The 20592-nt window shown below is 63.9% G+C and carries 19 protein-coding genes and 3 pseudogenes; 11 read left to right on the top strand and 11 right to left on the bottom strand.

The window, feature by feature from the left end; translation table 11 throughout:
* Positions 1-63 precede the first annotated feature (63 nt).
* Positions 64-774, top strand: a complete 711-nt coding sequence (locus ACQCSV_RS17020; RefSeq protein ID WP_354154606.1) for an FCD domain-containing protein — start codon at positions 64-66, stop codon at positions 772-774.
* On the opposite strand, the gene ACQCSV_RS17015 is transcribed toward ACQCSV_RS17020, so the two are convergent.
* Positions 729-1814: a LacI family DNA-binding transcriptional regulator gene (locus ACQCSV_RS17015; protein ID WP_354154607.1), complete on the bottom strand. Its 1086-nt coding sequence runs from the start codon at positions 1812-1814 to the stop codon at positions 729-731. The two genes, ACQCSV_RS17020 and ACQCSV_RS17015, sit on opposite strands and share 46 nt — an antisense overlap.
* Positions 1815-1915: 101 nt before the next feature.
* Between ACQCSV_RS17015 and ACQCSV_RS17010 the strand changes: the two are divergent.
* Positions 1916-2891 (top strand): annotated as a pseudogene (locus ACQCSV_RS17010) (aldehyde dehydrogenase family protein); the annotation flags it as partial.
* A 611-nt stretch (positions 2892-3502) separates the two neighbouring features.
* Here the strand turns inward: ACQCSV_RS17010 and ACQCSV_RS17005 are convergent.
* The 3 genes from ACQCSV_RS17005 to ACQCSV_RS16995 form a co-directional block, all read right to left on the bottom strand.
* Positions 3503-3895, bottom strand: coding sequence for a VOC family protein (locus ACQCSV_RS17005; protein ID WP_354154608.1), 393 nt, complete (start codon positions 3893-3895; stop codon positions 3503-3505).
* A 484-nt stretch (positions 3896-4379) separates the two neighbouring features.
* Positions 4380-4592 carry a hypothetical protein gene (locus tag ACQCSV_RS17000; RefSeq protein WP_426938864.1) on the bottom strand — a complete coding sequence of 71 codons (213 nt, stop codon included), beginning with the start codon at positions 4590-4592 and terminating at the stop codon, positions 4380-4382.
* A 140-nt stretch (positions 4593-4732) separates the two neighbouring features.
* Positions 4733-5485: a hypothetical protein gene (locus tag ACQCSV_RS16995; protein ID WP_354154609.1), complete on the bottom strand. Its 753-nt coding sequence runs from the start codon at positions 5483-5485 to the stop codon at positions 4733-4735.
* 1039 nt (positions 5486-6524) lie between these two features.
* Here ACQCSV_RS16995 and ACQCSV_RS16990 point away from each other — a divergent pair.
* Positions 6525-6725 (top strand): hypothetical protein, encoded by a 201-nt coding sequence (locus ACQCSV_RS16990; RefSeq protein ID WP_354154610.1) that lies wholly within the window; start codon positions 6525-6527, stop codon positions 6723-6725.
* A gap of 683 nt (positions 6726-7408) precedes the next feature.
* Here ACQCSV_RS16990 and ACQCSV_RS16985 read toward each other — a convergent pair.
* Positions 7409-7804 carry a hypothetical protein gene (locus tag ACQCSV_RS16985; RefSeq protein WP_354155191.1) on the bottom strand — a complete coding sequence of 132 codons (396 nt, stop codon included), beginning with the start codon at positions 7802-7804 and terminating at the stop codon, positions 7409-7411.
* A gap of 528 nt (positions 7805-8332) precedes the next feature.
* Between ACQCSV_RS16985 and ACQCSV_RS16980 the strand changes: the two genes are divergently transcribed.
* Entirely contained in the window at positions 8333-8698 is a 366-nt protein-coding gene (locus ACQCSV_RS16980; RefSeq protein WP_354155192.1) for a metalloregulator ArsR/SmtB family transcription factor, read from the top strand.
* The gene (locus tag ACQCSV_RS16975; protein ID WP_354155193.1) at positions 8695-9723 is read left to right on the top strand and encodes a cation diffusion facilitator family transporter; all 1029 of its coding nucleotides are present in this window, start codon (positions 8695-8697) and stop codon (positions 9721-9723) included. Before ACQCSV_RS16980 ends, ACQCSV_RS16975 begins: the two co-directional genes overlap by 4 nt.
* Before the next feature lie 1139 nt (positions 9724-10862).
* Here the strand turns inward: ACQCSV_RS16975 and ACQCSV_RS16970 are convergent.
* The 4 genes and pseudogenes from ACQCSV_RS16970 to ACQCSV_RS16955 form a co-directional block, all read right to left on the bottom strand.
* Positions 10863-11189, bottom strand: coding sequence for a DUF1508 domain-containing protein (locus ACQCSV_RS16970; protein ID WP_354155194.1), 327 nt, complete (start codon positions 11187-11189; stop codon positions 10863-10865).
* Between the two features lie 389 nt (positions 11190-11578).
* A pseudogene (locus ACQCSV_RS16965) lies at positions 11579-12096 on the bottom strand (M24 family metallopeptidase); the annotation flags it as partial.
* A gap of 416 nt (positions 12097-12512) precedes the next feature.
* Entirely contained in the window at positions 12513-13907 is a 1395-nt protein-coding gene (locus tag ACQCSV_RS16960; RefSeq protein WP_354155195.1) for an FAD-binding oxidoreductase, read from the bottom strand.
* Positions 13867-14283: pseudogene (locus ACQCSV_RS16955) on the bottom strand (substrate-binding domain-containing protein); the annotation flags it as partial. The pseudogene ACQCSV_RS16955 and the gene ACQCSV_RS16960, both read right to left, overlap by 41 nt.
* Positions 14284-14384: 101 nt before the next feature.
* On the opposite strand from ACQCSV_RS16955, the gene ACQCSV_RS16950 reads away from it, so the two are divergent.
* From ACQCSV_RS16950 to ACQCSV_RS16935, 4 genes are all read left to right on the top strand, one after another.
* Positions 14385-15398, top strand: a complete 1014-nt coding sequence (locus tag ACQCSV_RS16950) for an acetylxylan esterase (RefSeq protein WP_354155196.1) — start codon at positions 14385-14387, stop codon at positions 15396-15398.
* Positions 15399-15688: 290 nt separating this feature from the next.
* Positions 15689-16795 (top strand): 3-deoxy-7-phosphoheptulonate synthase, encoded by a 1107-nt coding sequence (locus tag ACQCSV_RS16945; RefSeq protein ID WP_354222402.1) that lies wholly within the window; start codon positions 15689-15691, stop codon positions 16793-16795.
* A gap of 142 nt (positions 16796-16937) precedes the next feature.
* Positions 16938-17150: a helix-turn-helix domain-containing protein gene (locus ACQCSV_RS16940; RefSeq protein WP_043452394.1), complete on the top strand. Its 213-nt coding sequence runs from the start codon at positions 16938-16940 to the stop codon at positions 17148-17150.
* A 157-nt stretch (positions 17151-17307) separates the two neighbouring features.
* Positions 17308-17406 carry a 30S ribosomal protein bS22 gene (locus ACQCSV_RS16935; protein ID WP_003792170.1) on the top strand — a complete coding sequence of 33 codons (99 nt, stop codon included), beginning with the start codon at positions 17308-17310 and terminating at the stop codon, positions 17404-17406.
* Positions 17407-17524: 118 nt separating this feature from the next.
* Here the strand turns inward: ACQCSV_RS16935 and ACQCSV_RS16930 are convergent, their stop codons facing one another.
* Positions 17525-18343: an HAD-IB family hydrolase gene (locus ACQCSV_RS16930; protein ID WP_354155198.1), complete on the bottom strand. Its 819-nt coding sequence runs from the start codon at positions 18341-18343 to the stop codon at positions 17525-17527.
* 72 nt (positions 18344-18415) lie between these two features.
* Between ACQCSV_RS16930 and ACQCSV_RS16925 the strand changes: the two genes are divergently transcribed.
* Together ACQCSV_RS16925 and ACQCSV_RS16920 are read left to right on the top strand one after the other, a co-directional pair.
* Complete coding sequence (locus tag ACQCSV_RS16925) at positions 18416-18667, top strand: glutaredoxin family protein (protein WP_282330126.1); 252 nt, start codon at positions 18416-18418, stop codon at positions 18665-18667.
* Between the two features lie 93 nt (positions 18668-18760).
* Positions 18761-19504 (top strand): redox-sensing transcriptional repressor Rex, encoded by a 744-nt coding sequence (locus ACQCSV_RS16920; protein ID WP_426938863.1) that lies wholly within the window; start codon positions 18761-18763, stop codon positions 19502-19504.
* Between the two features lie 57 nt (positions 19505-19561).
* Here ACQCSV_RS16920 and ACQCSV_RS16915 read toward each other — a convergent pair whose 3' ends face one another.
* Entirely contained in the window at positions 19562-20347 is a 786-nt protein-coding gene (locus ACQCSV_RS16915; protein ID WP_354155200.1) for a hypothetical protein, read from the bottom strand.
* Positions 20348-20592: the final 245 nt, after the last annotated feature.

The raw sequence follows: 20592 nt of genomic DNA, 5'->3' as shown, positions 1-20592 counted from the left end.
TCGAGCTGTGGTCTAACCACACTGTAAACCATGTGGTCCAACCACATCAACTAGCATGGTCTTATGCGTACGCACCAACTTGTCCTTGCATGGATCGAACGGCAGCTCTCCGACGGAGCCCTGAGCGTGGGCGGACGCCTGCCTGCGGAGCGGGCACTCGCCGAGCAGCTGGCCGTGTCAAGAACCTCGGTACGAGAGGCCATCCGGATACTGGAAGCCTTGGGGGTGGTCCGCGCCGGGGTTGGCTCCGGCCCGGAAGCGGGGACTGTGGTGATTTCGGATCCGACGGCAGCGCTCGGCTCGGCGCTTCGGCTTCACGTCGCCACCCAGCATCTGCCCGTGTCCGACATCGTGGAAACGCGCATCCTGCTGGAGACCTGGGCGGCCGCCCGGGCAAAGCCCGATGCTCCGGAGCTCGAACTGGCCGCCACGCTCCTGGGCGAGATGGACGCCGTCGAGCGCGTTGCCCGGACGGCGGATGACTTCCTGGCGCTGGATATCCGGTTCCACCTGGCCCTCGCGGACGCCGCCGGCAACGCCGTGGTCAGCGCCATGATGGGCTCGCTGCGCGAATCCATCCAGGGCTACACCGCCCGGTTTACGGCCAATCTCCCGGACTGGGATGCCACGGCGTCGCGCTTGCAGGCAGAGCACCGCGACATTCTGGCCGCCATCAGGAACGACGACGGCGCGCACGCGGCCACGCTGGTGGCTGCCCACATCGAGGGCTACTTCCGCGAGGGCGGCGGGGTTGGGCCCGCGGCGGAGGAATAGTGCGCGTCAGCCGTGGGCTGCAGTACGGCGCGCCTTGGCCGGCCACTGCTGGCCCGGATTTCCAGGCGCGGCTGGTACCGGCCGCCCGGGGCGTCGTGGTCTTCCTTGCGGATGAGTGCCCGCAGTTCACGCCAGGCCTGGCCGCCGAGCTCGGCAATGGGGACTGCCGCGGTGGTCAGGGTGGGCGTGGTGTAGCGGGCGAACGGGATGTCGTCGAAGCCGGTGACGGAGATGTCGCCCGGAACGTCCACGCCGCGTTCGTGCAGGCCGCTCATCAGGCCCATGGCCACGAGGTCGTTGAAGGCCAGGATGCCCGTGGCGCCGCTGGCAAGGACCGAGTCCACTGCCCCGTGGCCGGTATCGAAGTCCGAGCCACCGTCGAGCATGGTGACATCCACCTGCGGGTGCCTGGCCTTGAATGCCTCGAGGCCCTCGAGCCGGAGGCCATTGGAGGCGCTGCCTGCCGGGCCGGCCAGGAAGGCCAGGCGCGTATGGCCGAGGCCCACCAGATACTCGGCCAGGTCCTGGACTCCCTGCCCGTAGTCCACCACAAGGCTCGGAATCCCGGCAGCCGCAGTGGTCCGGTTGATCAGGACCAGCGGGTGCAGCGATGGTGCGATTTCCTCGAGCTCAGCGTCGCTCATGCGCGGGGCACAGAGCACCAGGCCATCGCAGCGCCGGCGGGCTTCGCCGGCCAGGATGGCTTCCTCGCTGTAGGCCTCGAAGGAATCGGCAATCAGGACGCGGTAGCCATCCTCCGCCGCAGCCCGGCTCAATCCGCGCAGGATCGCCTGGAAGGTGGGGTTGGCGAGGTCCGGCACCACAATGCCGATGGTGTCCGTCTTTCCCAGCGCGAGGCTGCGTCCCACGGGATTGGGCTGGTATTTGAGCTCGACGGCGGCCGCCCGCACCCGGGCCGCGATGTCCGGGTCCACGGTGAAGTTGCCGTTCATGACGCGGGAAACAGTGGCGTGTGATACCCCTGCCTTCACAGCAACATCGGCAATGCCGATCCTGCCGGTTGCCGATTTCCTGGCCATGGCCCTGCCTTTCGTAAATCCCGGTCCCGTGAGTATCGGCGCCCGTGGGATAGCATACAACGCCCTGGGAAACCGATTTCCATTCGTTCGGCGCGCCGAATATCGCCGATTCGGAGACCAGCCTCGGCACGGTCCGGCTGACCGGCGAGGCGGCCCGGACATCCGGGCAGCTGCGGCTGTTCGCCCGTGGGATCACCGAAGGCTCCTACCTTGAAGCCGTGATTGACCACGCCGACCCGTCCGCCACGCCGCCCAAGCCGGACCGCCGCCGTATCCTGCGTCCCATCGGGCCGGTTTCCGTTTTCTCAGCCTCCAATTTCCCGTGCGCCTTTTCCGTGGCCGGCGGAGACACCGCGTCAGCCCTGGCGCTTGGCTCCGCGGTGATCGTCGAGGCCCACTCGGGCCACCTGAAGCTGTCCCAGCGGACGGCCGAAGTGGTCACCGAAGCCCTGCGTTCCGCCGGAGCGCCGGACGGACTGTTCGCGCTTGTGGCAGGCCGTGAGGTAGGCACCGCGCTGGTGCAGGATCCCGCCATCAAAGCCGTGGGCTTCACCGGCTCCATCCCCGGCGGCCGGGCGCTGTTTGACCTCGCGGTTTAACGGCCCGATCCCATTCCGTTCTACGGCGAGCTGGGCAGCCTGAACCCGGTGGTCATCACCGCGGCGCGCTGGCCGAGCGTTCCGCCCAGCTCGCGGCGGGACTTGCAGCCTCGTTCACCATGGGTGCCGGCCAGTTCTGCACCAAGCCCGGCCTGGTCTTCATCCCGGATGGCACCGGCTTCGCCGCGGAACTGGCCGAGGACATCGTAGACCTCGTGGAGCAACTGTCCGGCCTTGCGGGCGGGTCCTGTTCGACGGCTGGCCAACCGGCGTCGCAGTGAACTGGGCGCAGCAGCATGGCGACCCGTACCCGGACACCACGTCCCTGTTCACCTCGGTGGGCGCGACGGCGGTCCGCCGCTTCCATCGACCGGTCGCCTACCAGGACGCTCCGGAAACGGTCCTGCACCCGGCACTGCGTGAGAGCAACCCGCTGGGCATCCCGCGCAGCGTGGACGGTGCGCTGGTTCTTCCGTAACAGTTCGAACTTCACCCGTGTGCCGACGTCGCAGCCCTGGCTAAGAGACATTTTTTCGGTGTATAGCCGATACGATCCCTCATAATCTTCGCGAGCGACATATCCCTAGCTGAGCACACCGGCTTCGAAGCCCGGGAGCATGGTGACCCTAAATGCTTTCGCGACTCGCGCATGCATCCAGTTTCGAAGGAACGCATACCTGTTCAGGGATTGGGATTCTCCTCTATTTCACGAAGTAGCTTCCAAAGCAGTAGTGTCCCACTTCCTTGGAGCGAGACGGTCCTCCTGCTGCCGTTCCCGAGGGAAGCCTTGTTCCGTTTACGAAACGCTGAGCGGGCGTTCTGAAGGAGACGTTGTTCCTACGAAGTGGCAACGAGCTCTAGTTCGAAGCCATCGGCGTTCACGAAGTAGCGGCGTAGTGTTCGGGCCCGCCGGCGTTCGGGTACTTGTCCACGAAATGGGGCTGGATCTTGTACCGCTTGGGATATGAGAATTATCAGAATTGGTAACGCCCGCAGGGGAGTCTGGAAAAGGAGCCGCAGCATTCCAGGACGGCCGGTGAGGTTTCGTGTGCTGGCGGGTATTTCCGAACGGTCTGAGGTGAGCAGCCCTTACTTGGGCAAGAAGAACTCCAGTGCGATGCCGTCTGGGTCTTTGAAGTTCACTGCCGTGCCATACGGGGCGTCGATGGGCCCGCTGTGTACCACGCCGATAGTATCCAGATGCGCGGCCCATTCGAGGAGTTCCGCTGCGCTGGCTACGGAAAAACCCACATGGTCCAGGCCCGGATTGCGTTCACTGAAGCGGCCCTCGCCGGAAGCTGCGCGATGCTCTGTGAGTCCCAGTGACACCCCTCCACCGAGATCGAATTTACGTCGGATAAACGGCCCATCGAGCATTGTCCCGGTGGGCTCTGTATCCCACAGCCGGGAGTAGAAAGCGACGCTGACCTCAACGTCGGTCACGGTAAGAGCGAGGTGGTCAATAGCAGGCAACGCGGGCATCAGGACTCCTGGTGGGGAAGGCGGGGAAGAGTCCGCCGAGGTATGAGTCCAAATCGTCTCACAAGCCCGCGGATGCCGATTTTATCCCGCGATCACAAATGCCAATGACGTATGCTTAGCTGCGTCTTATCCCCGTCGGAACGGCTTCAGATGGGGATCTGTGAGCCGTCGGCGTTTTGAGACGCTGCCGGGGCCGGGGAACCGCTCTCCTGTTCCTGCGGCAACTGAACCTTTACTGGGGTTCTCCCGACATGAGGGGCAGAACCCCAGCGATGATGATTCGTGCAACACAGCGCCCGCGTAGGTTAGTCCGTCTGCCGCGCGCACAAACACGTAGTCGCGAGCCCTGGCGCCGAGCAAGAAGAAGAACGGAAGAGGAACCAGACCAGGCCAGCGGCGGCCGAAGCGGAGACGACGAGTAGGCCCAGGACCCTTCGGGCCCACGTCGTCTTCACCAGCCGCACGAGCGGGGTAACCAGCAGGGTCAGGGCGGTGATGGCCGCCGGCCGGGCCAACAGAACAGGGTGAACGCGATCCACGGTTCGGCCATGCCGAAGACCAGGAAAAGACGTGTCCCGTCCGCGTCCTGAAAGCGATAGGTGGCCACAAAGGACGCTGCCCAGATGCATCCGGCACTGAGCGCTGTGATGGCCAGGCCCCAGGCCATCCGTCTGACGGAGTGGACGGGCCTCTCCATTGTCACGCTCATCGGGCAGCGACGGGCTCGATGAGCTACGGTCCATTGTTGCCCACCGAGTTCACCGGGACCGGCTCTTTGTCCGGCACCAACGTCGGTTCGGGCAGGGCATCCTGCATCTGCCGCTCAAATAGCGCGGTTCATGCCCCGCCTGCCGGGATCTGGCGGCCTGCGGGTCCGTAGTCCGGCACGTCGTACACCTTGGCGTGGCCGGGGTCGAAGTAGCCGCGCTCCAGCAGTTCGAAGCTATTGTTGCCAAGCAGCAGGCCGATACTGGTCCTCTCCCCGGTTTCCCAGTCCGCTTCCGTCGGCATCAGGTCGCGCCGCGCGTCGGTCGGGAGCTGCCCGGCCTGCCGCATGACATCGGCGGCCTCCGAAAAGACCGGGCCGGCGATCCCATCGAGGTCGCACTGGCCGTGGTACTCCGATCCCGGGTGCCGGTAAATGGCCATGACCTCACCCTCATGGGGTGTGGCGCAGTCCACGGTGAAGAACGCGGTGGTCTTGGTCCGGTAGTCCTTGTCGAAATACAGGCAGTCCGCGATGGACACATCACCCAGACGCTTAGGCTCCATGGTGTCCCACGCCGTGGCCAGGAATCGATCCATGGCCAGCCGGGCGGCGTCCATTTCCTCCATGTTGAGGGCTGATCCAGCGGGGACGGAGGGCTTCGACGGAATTGGTGATGCTCCGGGTGCGGGCGTCACCGCGATCACGGTCGCGGTAGGGCCGGAAGGTGTGGCCGGTGCCGGCGAGGCCTGCGCTGCTGCCGGCGTGCCGCTCTCTGCCTGCCCGATGCTGACGCCGGTGCATCCAGTGAGCAGCGAGACCGCGGCAACAGCTACGACTGCACGTGCCCACGCGCGGCCACGCTTCGTTCCAACATCGTTCATTCTTCCCCCGAACCGAGACTCAGCCTTCATTTTGCCAGCTCCGACCGCACAGGAAGGAATCCTCAGAAGCTGAGTGCTGTGATTACAGAATTACCTGCATGGGCCGCGGCTAATCCGCCAGCGATTATGGCAGTTTGGTTGGAGCCCACTTTGCGGCTCGCCGGTTGATGGATCGCAGTTTCAGTTGAGCCCACCCCACGGTTGATTCCATCAGAGGTTTTTCCGACGGTGGAAGGCAGTGATGGAGTCGAGAGTGGAGTTATTCGCGAGGATCCGCCGGGAGGCCAGAGTCAAGGACTTCGCCGTCCTCACCCGGCAGTGGGCTCTGGATTTTGCACTTCCGGAGGGACGACGAACCTGCGATCATTCAAGCAGGCCTCCTGAATGTGGGACCAAAACAGCCGGGCGGGCTACGTTCCGTCCCTAACGGAGGTATCTCTGGAGGACCTAAATGCATCCTCTGACCCTGATCTGCATCGTGCTCGCTGCGGCGGTTATGTGGATCGCGTTTACTTGGAGCCTGCTTGCCCATCTCGCCCGGTCAGAACGCCGTGAAGGGGTGAGAGCGCCCCGTAAGAGCGCCGACGGCAACGGGCGGTGGCATGGGACCAGAACAACGAGGACACGGATGGTACGGCACGTACGGCCGCCTCGGCGGGTAGTTGTACACGGTCGAATCAGGTAGTCAGTACTCTTCTACCTGCCCCGGGCGTCCCCATATCCTGTTTACCGGGGGCCGGCGATGAGTGGTGCGGCCTGAGACCGTTAGCACCACCCCCAGCCATCGCCGGCCCCTTCTTACTCGGTCGCTTCCAGGTGGAATTCGGCCCGGTACTCCATGATCTTGACGTGCCATGGACTCACCCATTTCCTTGCCGCGGCCCCGGTGGGTTCAGTACACGATGAAGCCACACGCTAAGCGCCGTACACCGGACCCGGAATGGGTGCAGGTGTACCGGCAGGGAATTTCGTCGCCGAAAATTGCCGCCAGGGCAGGCGTTTGTCGTACTAGAAGTCGCCTGCACCGTCAGCGCCCGTCATGACATCGGATGACCCGCAGTTTCTGGAGCGGGGCCTGCTGGGCATGTCGGATAAGGGGTGGGAGCGCCTACTCCAGCAGGACGAGGTCATTGCGCCTTTGACGGCCATGGCCACGGTCACCCACGGGGCGGCGGACAGCGCGGCCGAAGAGCTGGGATTGTCGCGACGGCAGGTCTACACCTTGATCGGCCAGCGCTGAAAAGGTGCCGGTCTGCTGACGGAGCTGGTCCCGGGCCGCTCCGCCGGCGGTCGGGGAGGCAGAAGCCTGACGGAGCTTGTGGAAGCCGTGATCCGGGAAGTCATCCGGAAGACTTGCCTGAGGAAGTAAAAGCCGTCTCTCGCGGTCGTGCACCGCCAAACTGTCCGCAGGTAGCCGTGCACCGGTCAAACCAACACCGAGCCCGTCCCCGCCTGCGTGCTCGAAGCCAGAACAGCATTCTGGACCCCACTGTGACCATCAGCCCCGGGAGATCAAATAGCGCCGCTAAATATGCGCCAAATACCGCGGAGAATTACAAAATCGGGGTGTGCCGCTATTTTTCGAAGGGGCGTGCTTCGGCGTTCCACTTCCTGGGAAATGAATCGCCCTTTGAACGCTGCAGGAATTCAACAGCGGCCCGATCCAACAGCCCGTGACTGTCACTTCAGACTGGCGGTTCTTCACTAGTCAATCGGCGGGTCTATCTGATGCCAATGGTGATGTTGAGCAGGCACTCCGCGGATTCCCGAATGGGCATGGTGAGGAGTCGAGGCCATTTGTGGGGGCGACCAATGCGCAGGCGCGGGGCCCCTCCGTAAAGTCCCCGAGGAGATCGGCATCGGAAGTTCCCCGCCAGTGTGGCCGGCCCTCCAGAGCCTCCTACCTGCAAGTGTCGGGAAGAATCAAGCCGGGACTTGGTGGACGATGTCGGGAGCAGACAGCCCCTCCAGCCATGCCACCGCCGCCGGACGCGATGTGAAAAACTCCTGGAGATTGTGCTGACCGCGCCGCATCCAAGCGGCAACGACCCGGTCAAGATTCGTTGTCCCGACTATGGCGACGGAGGAAACGAAGCGGGTGTCCCGGTAGTCGTTGCAGGCTTCGACGGTCAGGTTGACGCCGATGATTTCGATCAGCAATGGCAGCTTCCGGCCAGCACTAAGAAGCTCCACGGCAAGCACAGATTCCGTAGCGTCCTCGGCCTGAAGAATGGAACCGGGCACCCAGATCAGATGAAGGGCCCCGCCGACATATAGGCTCAGCGTCCCTTTTCCACCTGCAAGCACGATCTCCGCCACGAATTCCCCTCTGCGACAGAATAGCCAAAGAATGCGCACCCCGGTAGGTGTCGGGCATGGCGGAGGCCAAAAGCGGTGCAAGGCCGTGGGATCAACAGGCGATGAACAGCGGTATTCGCTGATGCCGGCCCCTCTTTCCTCTCTTACGGCAACTGCTAGTGCGTGATCTTCCGCGACGAGACGAGGTGAAGATTCGAGGATGACCGAAGCGGGCCTTCTGGAAGCCCAATGAGAGAACCCGGACATTGCCGAAAGCCAAGGCCGGCCTCGCCGCCGGCTGTACAGCATTACCAACAACGGCAGAAGCGCGTTGGCGATGGCTTCCCGGACTGCCTCAGTGGAAATCGTGGCTCTTCATGCTTTCAAGCCGGTCCGCGTATGACAGGGCAGGGAGACCACTCATCCTGTTGGAGCGCCAGGGCTGTCCTACGGTGGGTACCACCTATACCAACTCAGTCCGGACTGAAGCCACAGTCCGCGTTGTACGACGAGGATAAGCCCTGAAGATGCGTATGCGATAATATTCGCATGGATGCAGATAAAGCCTGTGGGCGGAATGGTGACAGCGGATACGTCGAGCTGGCGGTGGAGATTTTTGCAATGCTCGCGGACGCGACGCGGGTGCGATTGATTCTGGCGCTGCGCGAGGGCGAAATGTCGGTCAATGACCTCGCAGAGGCGGTGGGAAAACCGCAGTCTGCGGTGTCGCAGCATCTAGCGAAGATGCGGTTGGCCCGAATGGTTTCTACGCGGCAGGAGGGCACCAGGGTGTTTTACCGGCTCGAGAACGAACATGCCCGTCAGTTGGTCACCGATGCAATCTTCCAGGCGGAGCATTCCCTGGGCGGCACGCCGCGCCACCACCACTCGACTGCGGAGACCAGAAACCCATGAAACAGGCCGGCAGCCACACCCCTGACCACGACACCGCCGGGCCTGACCACAGCGCCGACGAGCATAATCACCGGGCCGGGCACGGGCATGATCATGAGCACCCCAGAGGGCTGAAGGGCTTCCTCTACGGGCTATTCGTTCCTCACAGCCATGATGCCGCTGACTCGGTGGATGAGGCGATGGAGTCCTCGGTCAAGGGAATCCGGGCGCTAAAGATTTCCCTGGTCGTCCTGGCGGTCACCTCTTTGCTGCAGCTGGTCGTTTTCCTGTTCAGCGGCTCGGTGGCCCTGCTGGCGGACACTATCCATAACTTCTCCGATGCCCTGACTGCCGTTCCGTTGTGGGTGGCGTTCGTCCTGAGCCGCCGGGCGGCAACACGGACCTACACGTATGGTTTCGGACGGGTCGAGGATCTGGCCGGACTGTTCATTGTCGCCATGGTGGCGCTTTCCGCGGTGGTGGCTGGTGTGGAATCGGTCATCCGCCTGTTCCAGCCGCAGCCGCTGAGTAACCTCGGTTGGGTTCTAGCGGCCGGCCTCATCGGTTTCGCCGGCAACGAGATCGTGGCGATCTACCGGATCCGGGTGGGTAAAGAGATCGGGTCCGCAGCACTGGTGGCGGACGGCGTTCACGCCAGGACCGACGGTTTCACGTCCCTGGCCGTCGTCGCCGGCGTCATCGGCGTCTGGCTTGGTTTCCCGCTGGCGGACCCTATTATCGGCATCCTGATCTCGGTCACTATTTTCGTCCTTCTGTGGGGGACTGCCCGGGACATCGGCCGCCGGCTCCTTGACGGCGTGGACCCGGACCTACTGGAACGCACAGAAGCCGCCATCGCACCGGTAGCCCCTGCCGCCTCCACCGTCCGGTTGCGGTGGAGCGGCCACCACCTCAACGTTGAAGTCACCGCCCCCATGGATCCTGCCCGGACCGTTGCCGAGCTCGCAGCCATTAACAGGGCCGTCGAGGACACCGTCCGCGCAAACATCCGCAACGTCGGAACGGTCCTTACCATTGCCCGCTAACCCTCGACAACCCAAGCCCGTGGATTACGCAGCCCTTGCAGAAGCTGGGACTTCGGGCCCACAACCTGGCTTGACCATGGCCGACATACCCGGACACGGCCATTTTTTTCTCACGGCCCCGGCCATGGAAATGGCGGCAGTGTTCGGAGGGACGTTGCATTGCTATCAGGGCGACGGCGGATGCCGGAAGCAGGGCCTGTATTTCTCGCGGACCCCGCCGCGCAAACCGCTCTGGTGTGAACTCAGCCACCGATCCACGAAACCCTCGGGAAACGACAGCCGGGGAGCAGGAACATCACTGGCGATAAGTGTCAGCCATGATCTCGCACCGAAACTGGACCGCGCAGTTCTGCATTTTGGGACATACAGCAAGATGCAGCGCTTCGTGTGGCTGTCTCTGCCCGTGGCTAAAGGACCTCAATGCAGCTGCCTCCGCTCAACAGGAACCCCTGCCGGCAAACGCTCACCCTGCCTCGACGACGAAGGCGTTGGCCTGACGGATCTCTAACACCGGCCGGGTCCCTGGCAGCGCAAGGTCCCACGCGGAGCCCAAAAACCAGAAGTGGTGCAGACGACTTCTTACATTTCGTGCAGGTGACTTCTGAAACTGACAGCGGAGGGGATAGGCCGAGTTTAGGGCGCAAAGCGCAAGAGACTCGCGAAACTCCACCGGCACTCCAATCGTAAGGATCGCCGAGATCCTCAGCGGTGGCCTTCACGAGGAGATCTAATTCAGTCATGCCCGGATCATGTCTGGCACTCAATATCGCCGGCGGGACCTTCGTGCAAAAAGACCGTTTCTGATCCGACCCCGGCACGCCACCTTAAAACTGTGGATTTGAACGCTGTGTGGCGGGTTTTGTGATCGCTCGGTGTCGCACCGGCGCCCGTTGAGGGTTCCCCTATCGGGACACCAAAACCTGCGATCCACAGGCCAGGACGGTGCGTGATCAAGTCCACGGAGGCGCCAGCGACTAAAGCGACGTCAACGTTGGGCCTCTCGCAGCCTTCCCCGCGCCCGCAGACCGCTCTCCGGAAAAACCGGTCGAGACGACATTACGAGCCGGGATCGGTAGTTGGGGGAACGAATGGATCCGATCTTCGCGGAGGCCTGCCCCGGGTTGTCGGAGTCGAGAGCATCAAAATGCGCCGGCCCATCGAGGTTCGCCGGTGGCCCGATGCATTTCCCTGGAACGCGAGTGAAGGTCAGCAGCCGGAATGCGCCGGACTTCACGAGCCTGAACAGTAACATCACGTGCCTCCGGCCGCGTGGCCCGCCTTTCCATCGGGGAAACATCGGCAACCAGCCCCATGCCGGCGTACTCACGCACGGCGGCGATACCGGCAACAGCTGCGGTCTTGTTGTCAAAAGCCTTGGACACTGCCATCACGGTGCCATCCGGCGCAGTCAGACGGAACCTGAAATACGACTCCGCGTCAACGAACAGTTCGAACATTCCGGCCATAGCAATCCTCCCGGTCTGCGGGATCCGCCCCTGCGGCGTCGTTGCCACGGAGCAGACACGGACGCGCCCTTGCGTCCACTTCCCGCTGGTTTTGTCCTGCAATCCAAACGATCAGTTCATCATGTGCTCAATGAGTCTCGCTCACGACAGCCAGTATCCACAAGACCCCCAGCCCGATCACCTGGCATGGAGAGTTTCCGGAACGTCCGTCTCGGTTTCTCCGTGCTCTCTAACAGCTGGACCCTACAGCTGCAGCGTCACCGGCCGCTGGAAGCCATTGACGGTGGCAGCGGGCCAGCGGTCATCAACGGTCATCAACGGTCAGGAACTTTATCCAGGACTCGGTGAGCTGGACCGTGTCCTCGATCTTCACGCCGGGTCCCGCCGGGTTCCAAGCGGGCGGTGGACAGCACATCGGTCATGATGCCAGCCAGTTCAGCGCCGAGGCGGGCGTAGCGGGCGCTTTCGACGGGCAGCAGTTGCTGCCGGGCAGCCCCAATTCAGTCGCCACCGAGGCCTCGGCGAGCGGGGATCCGGCGCCGTCTCCAGCGGAATGTCCGACCGTGGCGGTGGCCTCGTGCAGGTTGCCATAGCAGGTTACGGTGTGGAGGGAGACCCCGGCGGGGAGCTCCTCGGCCGCACTCCGGCCGGCCTCGTTGTTGAACGCCACCAGGTGGTCGCCGTCCCGGTCCACGAGCAGCGCGGCGATGGGGTCGCCGGCCAGGCTGATGTGGACGCGGTTGCCGTCCAGGTACCAGGCCAGCGCCGTGTGGCTGGTCAGCAGGAGGGAGTCTTGCCCCGTGGCATCCAGGATCTGCAGGACACGGCGCCGCTTGATGGCACGGCCCGCTGTAGAGGCGGGCGGAGTGCGGCGGCCCCTGTCCGCAAGGGTCGCGGCCGCGGTCAGTTGCGACGGCGGCCCACGTCCAGATACGCTGCTCGGTCAGGATGGGAGCGCCATCGGGTCCGTTCCAGGAGAGTTTCTCGTTCAGCCCGACGTCGGTGGCGGCCGGTTCACCGGTCCGGACGATGCTGCCGTGGTCCGGCCGCCAGACGTACTCGCCGGCCGCCCGGGTGTAGGTGCGGCCACCCCGGAAATTGGTGCCGTGCACAGCATAGCCGCGTGCCAGTCCAGTGTGTTTGCGCGGCCGGGCGGCCCCGGAAAACCGGCCCGGGCGAGCCGACCTATCCCACGCACAGCGTCGCTGCCCCGTTGCCGTCCCGGCCGCGCCGTCCGAAGATTGGATGTGCCAATCGTGGCGCAGGTCCAAGTTGCACAGCAGGGCTTCGAGCGTGACGTTCTCCGATCCAATAGCAAGGGCATCAGTCGGGCCTGATGTTCTGGTTGAGGCTGAAGAAGTTGGTTGGGTCGTACTTCCGCTTGAGTGCTTTGAGTCGGTCGTACTTGGCGGCACCGTAGGCCTGCCTGACCCGTTCCTCGCCCTCTTCCATCAGGAAGTTGACGTAGACGCTGGTGTGGTGGGGTGCGAGGGCAGACCAGTAGTCACGTGCCCATTGCCGCTCGGCGTCAAAGCCATCGGCGGTCTTGCTGTTGCCGTTGATGTTGAACGTGAACCCGGCCTGGCGGCCGTTGAAGGCCGTGGCTTCATCATCGATCCGCCCCACGGCGCCGCCCATCTGCCACAGGGCGACGCTGGTGACCGGCGAGGTGATGTGGGTGCCTTGCTCGGCCACGATGTCGATGACGTCGTCGCTGAGGGCCGCGACGTCACAGGACCTGACGTAGTAATGCCAGCCGTGCGGGAAGGACGGATCAAACGTCCTCTGATGCTCCAGAAACGGCTTTGGCCGGCAAAAGTCGAGCACGGGCGAACCGAATTCCTTGAGCGGCCGCAGGACCTGTTCGCCTTCCGCAACCGGGCCCGCGTAGCAGGCGGTAACCCCAAGGACGAGCTTGCCCACCAGCTCGGGCGGCACGATCGGCAGCGCCGGTGCCCTGCGCTGCACGGCGATCGTCATTAGCTCGTCTGGGCAGTCTGCGATCCAGTCGCGGTAAAACCGCAGCACCTCCGGTGCGTCCTCCATCGGCCAAAAGACCGGCCCGGCCATAACGTACGGCCCAACAGGGACAAGCCGGAATTCGAAGTCGGTGACAATGCCGAAGTTCCCGCCGCCACCCCGTACGCCCCAGAAGAGGTCGGCGTTCTCGTTCTCGCTTGCCTTGACCAGTTCGCCGTCTGCGGTGACCACGTCTACAGACAGCAGTTGGTCGATCGTGAGTCCATACTTGCGCATGACCCAGCCGATGCCACCGCCGAGAGTCAGGCCCGCCACCCCGGTGTGGGTGACGATCCCAGACGGAACTGCGAGGCCGAACTCCTGCGTCTCGCGATCGAGCTCGCCGAGCAGTACCCCGGCCTGGACACGTGCCGTTCCCGCCTCGGGGTCCACGCGGATGCCCTTCATGGGCCCGAGATCGATGAGCATTCCGTCGTCGCAGACTGACAGCCCGGGGAAGCTGTGACCGCCTCCCCGCACAGAGACCCGCAGGTTCTGCGTGTGGGCGAACCGGATGGCAGCTCGCACGTCTGCGACGCCGGTGCAGCGGGCAATAAGTGCGGGACGGCGGTCAATCGATCCGTTCCACACCCTGCGGTGCTCGTCGTAACCAGCGTCAGCCGGGCGGACAAGGTCGCCCTGAAAGGATGTCTGTAATTCATCGACGGCAACGCCGTTGATCTCCGTGCTTTGTGCCATGGGACTCACGGACCTCTCGCTCTCCCTGCAGAGTCCCACCGTTGGCACCAACTGGCAAGAGGAAATTGCGGGAGCTCGGACGCCCGCCAGGGCAGGCCTGGCCGCTGACTGGCGGGGAATGCCTAAGGGGAGGTTCCGCCGGGGCCGTGCTCTGCCGAACCACCAGTTCGGGCCTGAAGATGACGGCCCGGTGCTTTGGAGTGTCAGACTCGAGCTCCTCGGCCAGCAGCTCGATGGCCGTGTGCCCCAGGGCTTCGGTGGGCTGGCGGATGGAGGTGGGGCCGCCCACAAAGGCGAGCCGACGGCGGCCGGTGTCCAGCAGGTGCCGGGCAGCGAGGTAACCGCCGGCGTCGTCGTCCACTGAGACGGAGCTGTACAGGACGCACGTGTCCTATCGCCTCATCAGCGGCGCCCCGGACGTATTGTGTGACGTAGGATCTCCGATAGCAACCCGACGAGACAGGACTGGACGGCAGCATGCCCCTCTTCGACCTTCCCCTTGACCAGCTCCGCGGCTACACCTCGAGGGTCACCCCGCCCGCGGACCTGCAGGACTTCTGGGACGCCACGCTCGACGAGGCCCGGACGTTCCCGCTCGACGCAACATTCGAGCCGGTGGAGAACCATTTGGCAGTCATCGACACGTTCGACGTCACGTTCAAAGGCTACGGCGGCTCGCCGATCAAGGGCTGGCTGCACCTCCCGGCGAACCGTAGCGCCGGAACCCCGCTGCCCGTCGTTGTGCAGTACATCGGCTATTCGGGCGGCCGCGGCCTGGTCAACCAGGACACCAAATGGGCGCAGGCCGGTTACGCGCATTTCATCATGGACACCCGAGGCCAGGGCTACGGCGGGATCCTCGGCGAGACGGCGGATCCGCACCCGTCAGCAGGCGAAGTGGCCTACGCGGGCCTCATGACCAGGGGTGCAGGCAGCCGCGAGGACTACTACTACCGCCGCGTGTACGTGGACGCTTTCCGCGCGGTGGAAGCGGCGCAATCCCACCCGGAGGTGGACCCGTCGCGCGTGGTCCTGGCCGGCGTCAGCCAGGGCGGCGGCATCGTGGTAGCCGTTGCCGGGCTGGTGGCGGGAAGGCTCGACGGCGTCATCGCCGCGCTGCCCGACGTCCCCTTTTTGCAGGACTTCCCCAGGTCCATCGATATCGCGGCCCGCGGCCCCTATCCGGAAATTGCGGCTTTCCTGGGCAGGCACCGGGACCGGTATGAGCCGATGCTCGCGGTCCTGAACTATTTTGATGGCGTTAACCTGGGCAGGGCAGCCACCGTGCCTGCCCTTTACTCGGTGGCGCAGATGGACGATGTGTGCCCGCCGTCCACGGTGTTCGCCAGCTTCAATGCCTACGGCGGCGACTCCACGGCACTATCCGCGGCGCAAAAGCAGATCGAGGTCTACCGGTTCAACAACCACGAAGGCGGCCAGGAGCACCACTGGATCAGGCAGCTGCAGTACCTCCACAGGCTCCTGGCCTGACGCCGTGCGAACTGGCAGGTAGGACGTTTCCAGAGGGATCTGGGGGTTATCGCCAGTTCACGCAACGTTACGGCCTCGATTTTGCGGCCGTCGCAGCACACGGTTATGGTTTGCCTATGACAAACCGTTGGTATGCGTATTTTTCGTTGGCTCTGGAGGAGCCCGCGTCTAACTGACACGTATGCATCTTCCTTCAGAGCCAACAGGGCAGAGATCATTCTCTGCCCTTCGCCATTTCTCCGGCGGGTTCTGATCTGGGCCCGCTTTCCTATCTGGAACAGGACCCGAACATGAGCACCGCGACAGCCACTCCCGCAAAATCCACGTCCAATCTGCGCGTCAGCGAATTCACGCCGCTCCCCACGCCCCAGGAGCTTATCGCCGAGCTGCCCATGGACGCCCGGGTGACGGACGTCGTCGAGCGTGGCCGCGACGAAGTCCGGGCCATCATGGACGGCGTGGACGACAGGCTGCTGGTCATCGTAGGCCCCTGCTCCATTCACGATCCCAAGGCTGGACTGGAATACGCCCGCCGGCTGGTCAGCCAGGCAGAAAAGCACCGTGACGACCTCCTGATCGTGATGCGCACCTACTTCGAGAAGCCCCGCACAACGGTGGGCTGGAAGGGCCTGATCAACGATCCTCGCCTGGACGGCAGCCACGACATGGTCACGGGGCTCCGGACCGCCAGGGAATTCCTGCAGCAGGTCACCGCACTGGGACTGCCCACCGCCACCGAATTCCTGGAACCCATCAGCCCCCAGTACATGGCGGATCTGATCTCCTGGGGAGCCATCGGGGCCCGCACCACCGAAAGCCAGATCCACCGCCAGCTAGCCTCCGGGCTCTCCATGCCCATCGGATTCAAGAACGGGACCGACGGCGACCTCCAGGTCGCGCTCGACGCGTGCGGCGCCGCCGCTGCCGCCCAGGCCTTCCTGGGGATCGATGGTGACGGCCGGGCCGCGCTGGTTGCCACCGCGGGGAATCCGGACACCCACGTCATCCTCCGCGGCGGACGGAAGGGCCCCAATTACTCAGCGGCCGACGTCGAAAGCGCCTCCGGCAAGCTCGCCGGGAAGGGACTCAACCCCCGGCTGATCGTGGACGCCAGCCATGCCAACAGTGCTAAGAGCCACCACCGGCAGGCGGAAGTGGCCTTGGAAATCGGCGCGCAGTTGGAAGACGGCGGCGAGGCGGCACAGGCCATCGCGGGCGTCATGCTGGAAAGCTTCCTGGTGGGCGGTGCCCAGAACCTGGATGTCACCGAGCACGCGGCGGCCCGGGCGGAACTGGTCTACGGCCAGAGTGTCACGGACGCGTGCATGGATTGGGACGTATCCGTTTCGGTCCTTGATCAGCTCGCGGCGTCCTCCCGGAAGCGGCGGACCTCATAATGATTGCCCGGATGACTTTCACTACAGCCCCATGAACCTCTAGAGTATCTAACACATGGTTGGTGGATGGCTCAGCATCGGCACACCGCAATGAAACACAGCTGGGGTTACTGTCGTCATCCATCAGCAAAGGAATAGCGAAATGTCCGCAGAACAGAACTTCTCGAACGCGAAGTTCCTGACCGTCGCCGAAGTGGCCGAGGTCATGCGCGTCTCTAAGATGACCGTTTACCGGTTGGTCCATTCAGGCGAAATGCCCGCTGTGCGTTTCGGCCGGTCGTACCGGGTGCCGGAAAACGCCGTCGAGCAGTACCTTAAGGGTGCTGTGGTGGACGGACACACCGAAACCGCCTGAGCATTACCTGCGGTCAGTGGGCATGCTCAAGAAGCGGTACCCTGTTAAGGAACGTTTTACGTCATTGTAAGAATCTGTCAGTTGTTTCAGTTCTGTAGCTCTGTCCACGGACCTTTTCCATCAGACAGGTACTGCATCTAGTTTGTGAGGAACTTTCGTGGGTTCAGTTATTAAGAAGCGTCGCAAGCGTATGGCCAAGAAGAAGCACCGCAAGTTGCTTCGTAAGACCCGTCACCAGCGCCGTAATAAGAAGTAGAGATACTTCAACAAGCGTGAAATGCCCGTTGCCTATCCGGCAGCGGGCATTTTTTTGCGTGTGAGCGGCCGCGATGCGCTCCTACGTGAAACGTCGACGGCGACAGTTGCGGCGGCGGTTATGCCCGGGGACCGCGGATGCGGGCGAAGCCTTTCCAAAGTCCGTAAATTACGCCACCGGCCGTTGCTGCCTTGAGGCCCAAGGTGGCAGCGCGTCGGCCGGATCGGAAGTCGTAGACCGGCCAGTTATTGTCCCGTGCGTGGCGGCGGAGCCTGGCATCGGGGTTGATGGCTACCGGGTGCCCTACCAAGGTCAGCAGTGGGATGTCGTTGTATGAGTCGCTGTAGGCCCAGCATCGCTTCAGGTCAAGGCCTTCGGCGCCTGCCAGTTCCCGGACGGCCACAGCCTTCGCTGCACCATGCAGGATGTCGCCCACCAGGCGGCCGGTGTACATGCCGTCGGCAACCTCGCCAACCGTGCCCAAGGCTCCTGTCAGGCCCAGCCTGGTGGAAATGACGGTGGCGACCTCAATGGGGGTGCCGGTGACCAGCCAGACCCGCCGGCCCACGCGGAGGTGCTGCTGCGCCAGTGCCTTGGCGCCGGGCCAGATCCTGGACGCGATCATTTCGTCGTAGACCTCTTCGCCCAAGGCCTTGACGTCTTCCACCGTGATGCCGGCAACGAGGGTGAGGGCAGAATCGCGGACAGCGTGCACGTCGTCCATGTTCTCGCCACGCGTCACAAATTTAAACTGCTTCCACGCAAACCCTGCAGCCTGCGTCAGCGTAAAGGCACCGCGTTGGTGCATCTTGCGCGCAACGTGGAAAAGGCTGGCGCCCTTCATGAGGGTGTTATCGACGTCGAAGAAGGCGGCTTCGCCGGTCTGCATCAACGCATCCGGCTGGGTCACCACAGCGACGTATTTCTCCTCGGGCATGTCCACGAGTCTAGTCAATACTCGGCGGCCAGGATTTCAGTGCCAGTGCCAGTGGGGCGTTACGGTTAATGCATGGCAAAACCCGAGGTAGTCCTCATCACCAAAGCAGACTGTCACCTGTGCGCAGCCGCGCGCGACGCCGTCGGACGCGTTACTGCGTTGCTGGGACTTGGGTGGACGGAACAGTTAGTGGATGAGCTGCCGGAACTGCGTGAGCGGTACGCGGAGGAAATCCCCGTGGTTCTGGTGGATGGAATCCAGCGCGATTTCTGGAAGATCGACGAAGCCCGGCTGGAGCGCGTCCTCCAACGCGCCATGGCCTGATAGGAAAGCGGCCTCGCGGAATGACGCCGGCTTTGTTGGCACTAGCGGCGGGGCTCTAGAGTGGAGTCACGACGCGATGGGATGGAGGGGATAGTGACATCACTGGATTCATCTCCCCAGGCTGTCCAAGGTGCAGAGAACGTCCAGGGGACACCGCCTGGCCACGGTCCGCAGCCTGCCCACGGTACAGAGGCGGCCAAGCAGATCCCGCCCGCAGCAGTGGCACGGCTGACCATCTACCTGCGCGCCCTTAACACGCTGCTGTCCGACGGCGTCGAACGGGTATCTTCGGAGTCCCTGGCGGAAGCATCGGGCGTGAGCTCGTCAACCCTTCGCAAGGATCTCTCTTACGTGGGCTCCTACGGCACGCGTGGCGTGGGCTACGAAGTGCAGTACCTGAGCCGTCACATCTCCGCCGCCCTGGGGCTGACCCACGACTGGAAGGTCGCCATTGTTGGCGCGGGTAACCTCGGCAAAGCACTGGCCCGTTACGGCGGTTTCGAGTCCCGCGGGTTTGACGTGGTGGCCATTTTCGACGCCGACCAGATGGTGGTGGGCAATGAGGTGGGCTGGCTGCGGGTCAGCGACGCCGCGGACATGGAGGCGGTGCTACAGCGGACGGGCGCCAACATGGTGGTCCTTGCGCTTCCGGCCACCGTGGCGCAGGCCGTGTGCGACCGCGTGGTGGCTGCCGGCGTCCACAGCATCCTCAGCTTCGCCCCCGTCATGCTCCAGGTCCCCGAGGGCGTGAACCTGCGCAAGGTGGACATGGCCACCGAGCTGCAGATCCTCGCCTATCACGCCCAACGGGCGCAGACCCCGGACCAGTCCGCCTAGTTTCGTTGGCCGTTGGTTGGGTCCACGCCCATTTGGGTGTGGTTTGGCCTTGTGTTGCTACTGGCCGTACGGGTTGCCAGGCGTGCTGCCCGGGGCGCCGTAGGGGCTGGCGAACGGCTGCGGCTTGCGGAAGTACGGGGCCGCCGCCGGCAGGTAGAGCAGCACGATGGCCGCGATCCCCGCCAGAGTCCCCAGGGTTCCGAAGCTCGGTACGCCAAAGAGGCCAAAAATGGACAGTGCCGCGAAAACGGTGCCGAGGATGCGGGCCCAGTTCTTGCCCTTCCGGACGAAGAACGCCACGAGTGCGTACAACCCCGCACCGATAATCGCGAAGACTACGAGCGATCCGGCAAGGATGCCCTTAAAGTTTTCGTAGTTGAAGTCAGCAGGAGTGGCGCCGCTGCTGAGCATGGCGTCGTCGAACGCATTCCGGATCTGAGGATCATCAAGCATGCCGATGCCCATCAGCAGGCTGATGACGTACACAACACCCGCGCCGATCAGCAGCCAGAACGAGATATTGACCAGCCGGGGCACTCCGTTCGATTCAGTAGCCTGCGGCTGTTCTGACGGGTACTGCGCGTAAGGGGACTGTCCGTACGGCGGGGTGTTCTGCCCATACTGTGGCGCCGGGGGAGTCTGCTGGCCATACTGCGGGGCGTTCTGCCCGTACTGCGGCGCCGGGGGAGTCTGCTGGCCATACTGCGGGGCGTTCTGCCCGTACTGCGGCGCAGGTGGCGTGGGCTGCCCGAACGGCGGGCTGTTCTCGCCGTATCGGGGGGCTGGCGGTTGGTTGCCGGGCTCAGGCTCGTTCGGGACAGGAGGCGGGACAGGCGTGCTCATGAGCGGTCCTTTGCAGGTCGGATGTCAGTTCGGCTGCTGGGTGCAGTCCAACTGGCCTGCCCCCAGTACGGCTTAGTTCCCACCGTACCCCCGGCGCATGCCGCGGGGGATCATTCCAGAGAGGTATTCGGGCGGAAGTCAGCCCGGTTCGTCCACGGCCCTGTTTTCAGCGGATATTCGTGCGCACAAGCTGTCTATCCAGCTTCGTCAACGCGCATATCAGCCCGGCTAACATCCCCGCCGGG

Origin of the sequence: Pseudarthrobacter sp. S3 (assembly GCF_050156905.1) — a bacterium.
Lineage (GTDB): Bacteria > Actinomycetota > Actinomycetes > Actinomycetales > Micrococcaceae > Arthrobacter.
Note: the sequence above shows the minus strand (reverse complement) of the source record. Positions and strands in the feature narration are given on the sequence as shown.

Bases quoted from the DNA above. Each gene is read 5' to 3' on its own strand.
- ACQCSV_RS16930 (WP_354155198.1), bottom strand. From the start codon at position 18,343: ATGCCCGAGGAGAAATACGTCGCTGTGGTGACCCAGCCGGATGCGTTG.
- ACQCSV_RS16950 (WP_354155196.1), top strand. From the start codon at position 14,385: ATGCCCCTCTTCGACCTTCCCCTTGACCAGCTCCGCGGCTACACCTCG.
- ACQCSV_RS17020 (WP_354154606.1), top strand. From the start codon at position 64: ATGCGTACGCACCAACTTGTCCTTGCATGGATCGAACGGCAGCTCTCC.
- ACQCSV_RS17005 (WP_354154608.1), bottom strand. From the start codon at position 3,895: ATGCCCGCGTTGCCTGCTATTGACCACCTCGCTCTTACCGTGACCGAC.
- ACQCSV_RS17000 (WP_426938864.1), bottom strand. From the start codon at position 4,592: ATGGAGAGGCCCGTCCACTCCGTCAGACGGATGGCCTGGGGCCTGGCC.
- ACQCSV_RS16960 (WP_354155195.1), bottom strand. From the start codon at position 13,907: ATGGCACAAAGCACGGAGATCAACGGCGTTGCCGTCGATGAATTACAG.
- ACQCSV_RS16975 (WP_354155193.1), top strand. From the start codon at position 8,695: ATGAAACAGGCCGGCAGCCACACCCCTGACCACGACACCGCCGGGCCT.
- ACQCSV_RS16990 (WP_354154610.1), top strand. From the start codon at position 6,525: ATGACATCGGATGACCCGCAGTTTCTGGAGCGGGGCCTGCTGGGCATG.
- ACQCSV_RS16995 (WP_354154609.1), bottom strand. From the start codon at position 5,485: ATGAACGATGTTGGAACGAAGCGTGGCCGCGCGTGGGCACGTGCAGTC.
- ACQCSV_RS16915 (WP_354155200.1), bottom strand. From the start codon at position 20,347: ATGAGCACGCCTGTCCCGCCTCCTGTCCCGAACGAGCCTGAGCCCGGC.
- ACQCSV_RS17015 (WP_354154607.1), bottom strand. From the start codon at position 1,814: ATGGCCAGGAAATCGGCAACCGGCAGGATCGGCATTGCCGATGTTGCT.
- ACQCSV_RS16925 (WP_282330126.1), top strand. From the start codon at position 18,416: ATGGCAAAACCCGAGGTAGTCCTCATCACCAAAGCAGACTGTCACCTG.
- ACQCSV_RS16970 (WP_354155194.1), bottom strand. From the start codon at position 11,189: ATGGCCGGAATGTTCGAACTGTTCGTTGACGCGGAGTCGTATTTCAGG.
- ACQCSV_RS16945 (WP_354222402.1), top strand. From the start codon at position 15,689: ATGAGCACCGCGACAGCCACTCCCGCAAAATCCACGTCCAATCTGCGC.
- ACQCSV_RS16940 (WP_043452394.1), top strand. From the start codon at position 16,938: ATGTCCGCAGAACAGAACTTCTCGAACGCGAAGTTCCTGACCGTCGCC.
- ACQCSV_RS16980 (WP_354155192.1), top strand. From the start codon at position 8,333: ATGGATGCAGATAAAGCCTGTGGGCGGAATGGTGACAGCGGATACGTC.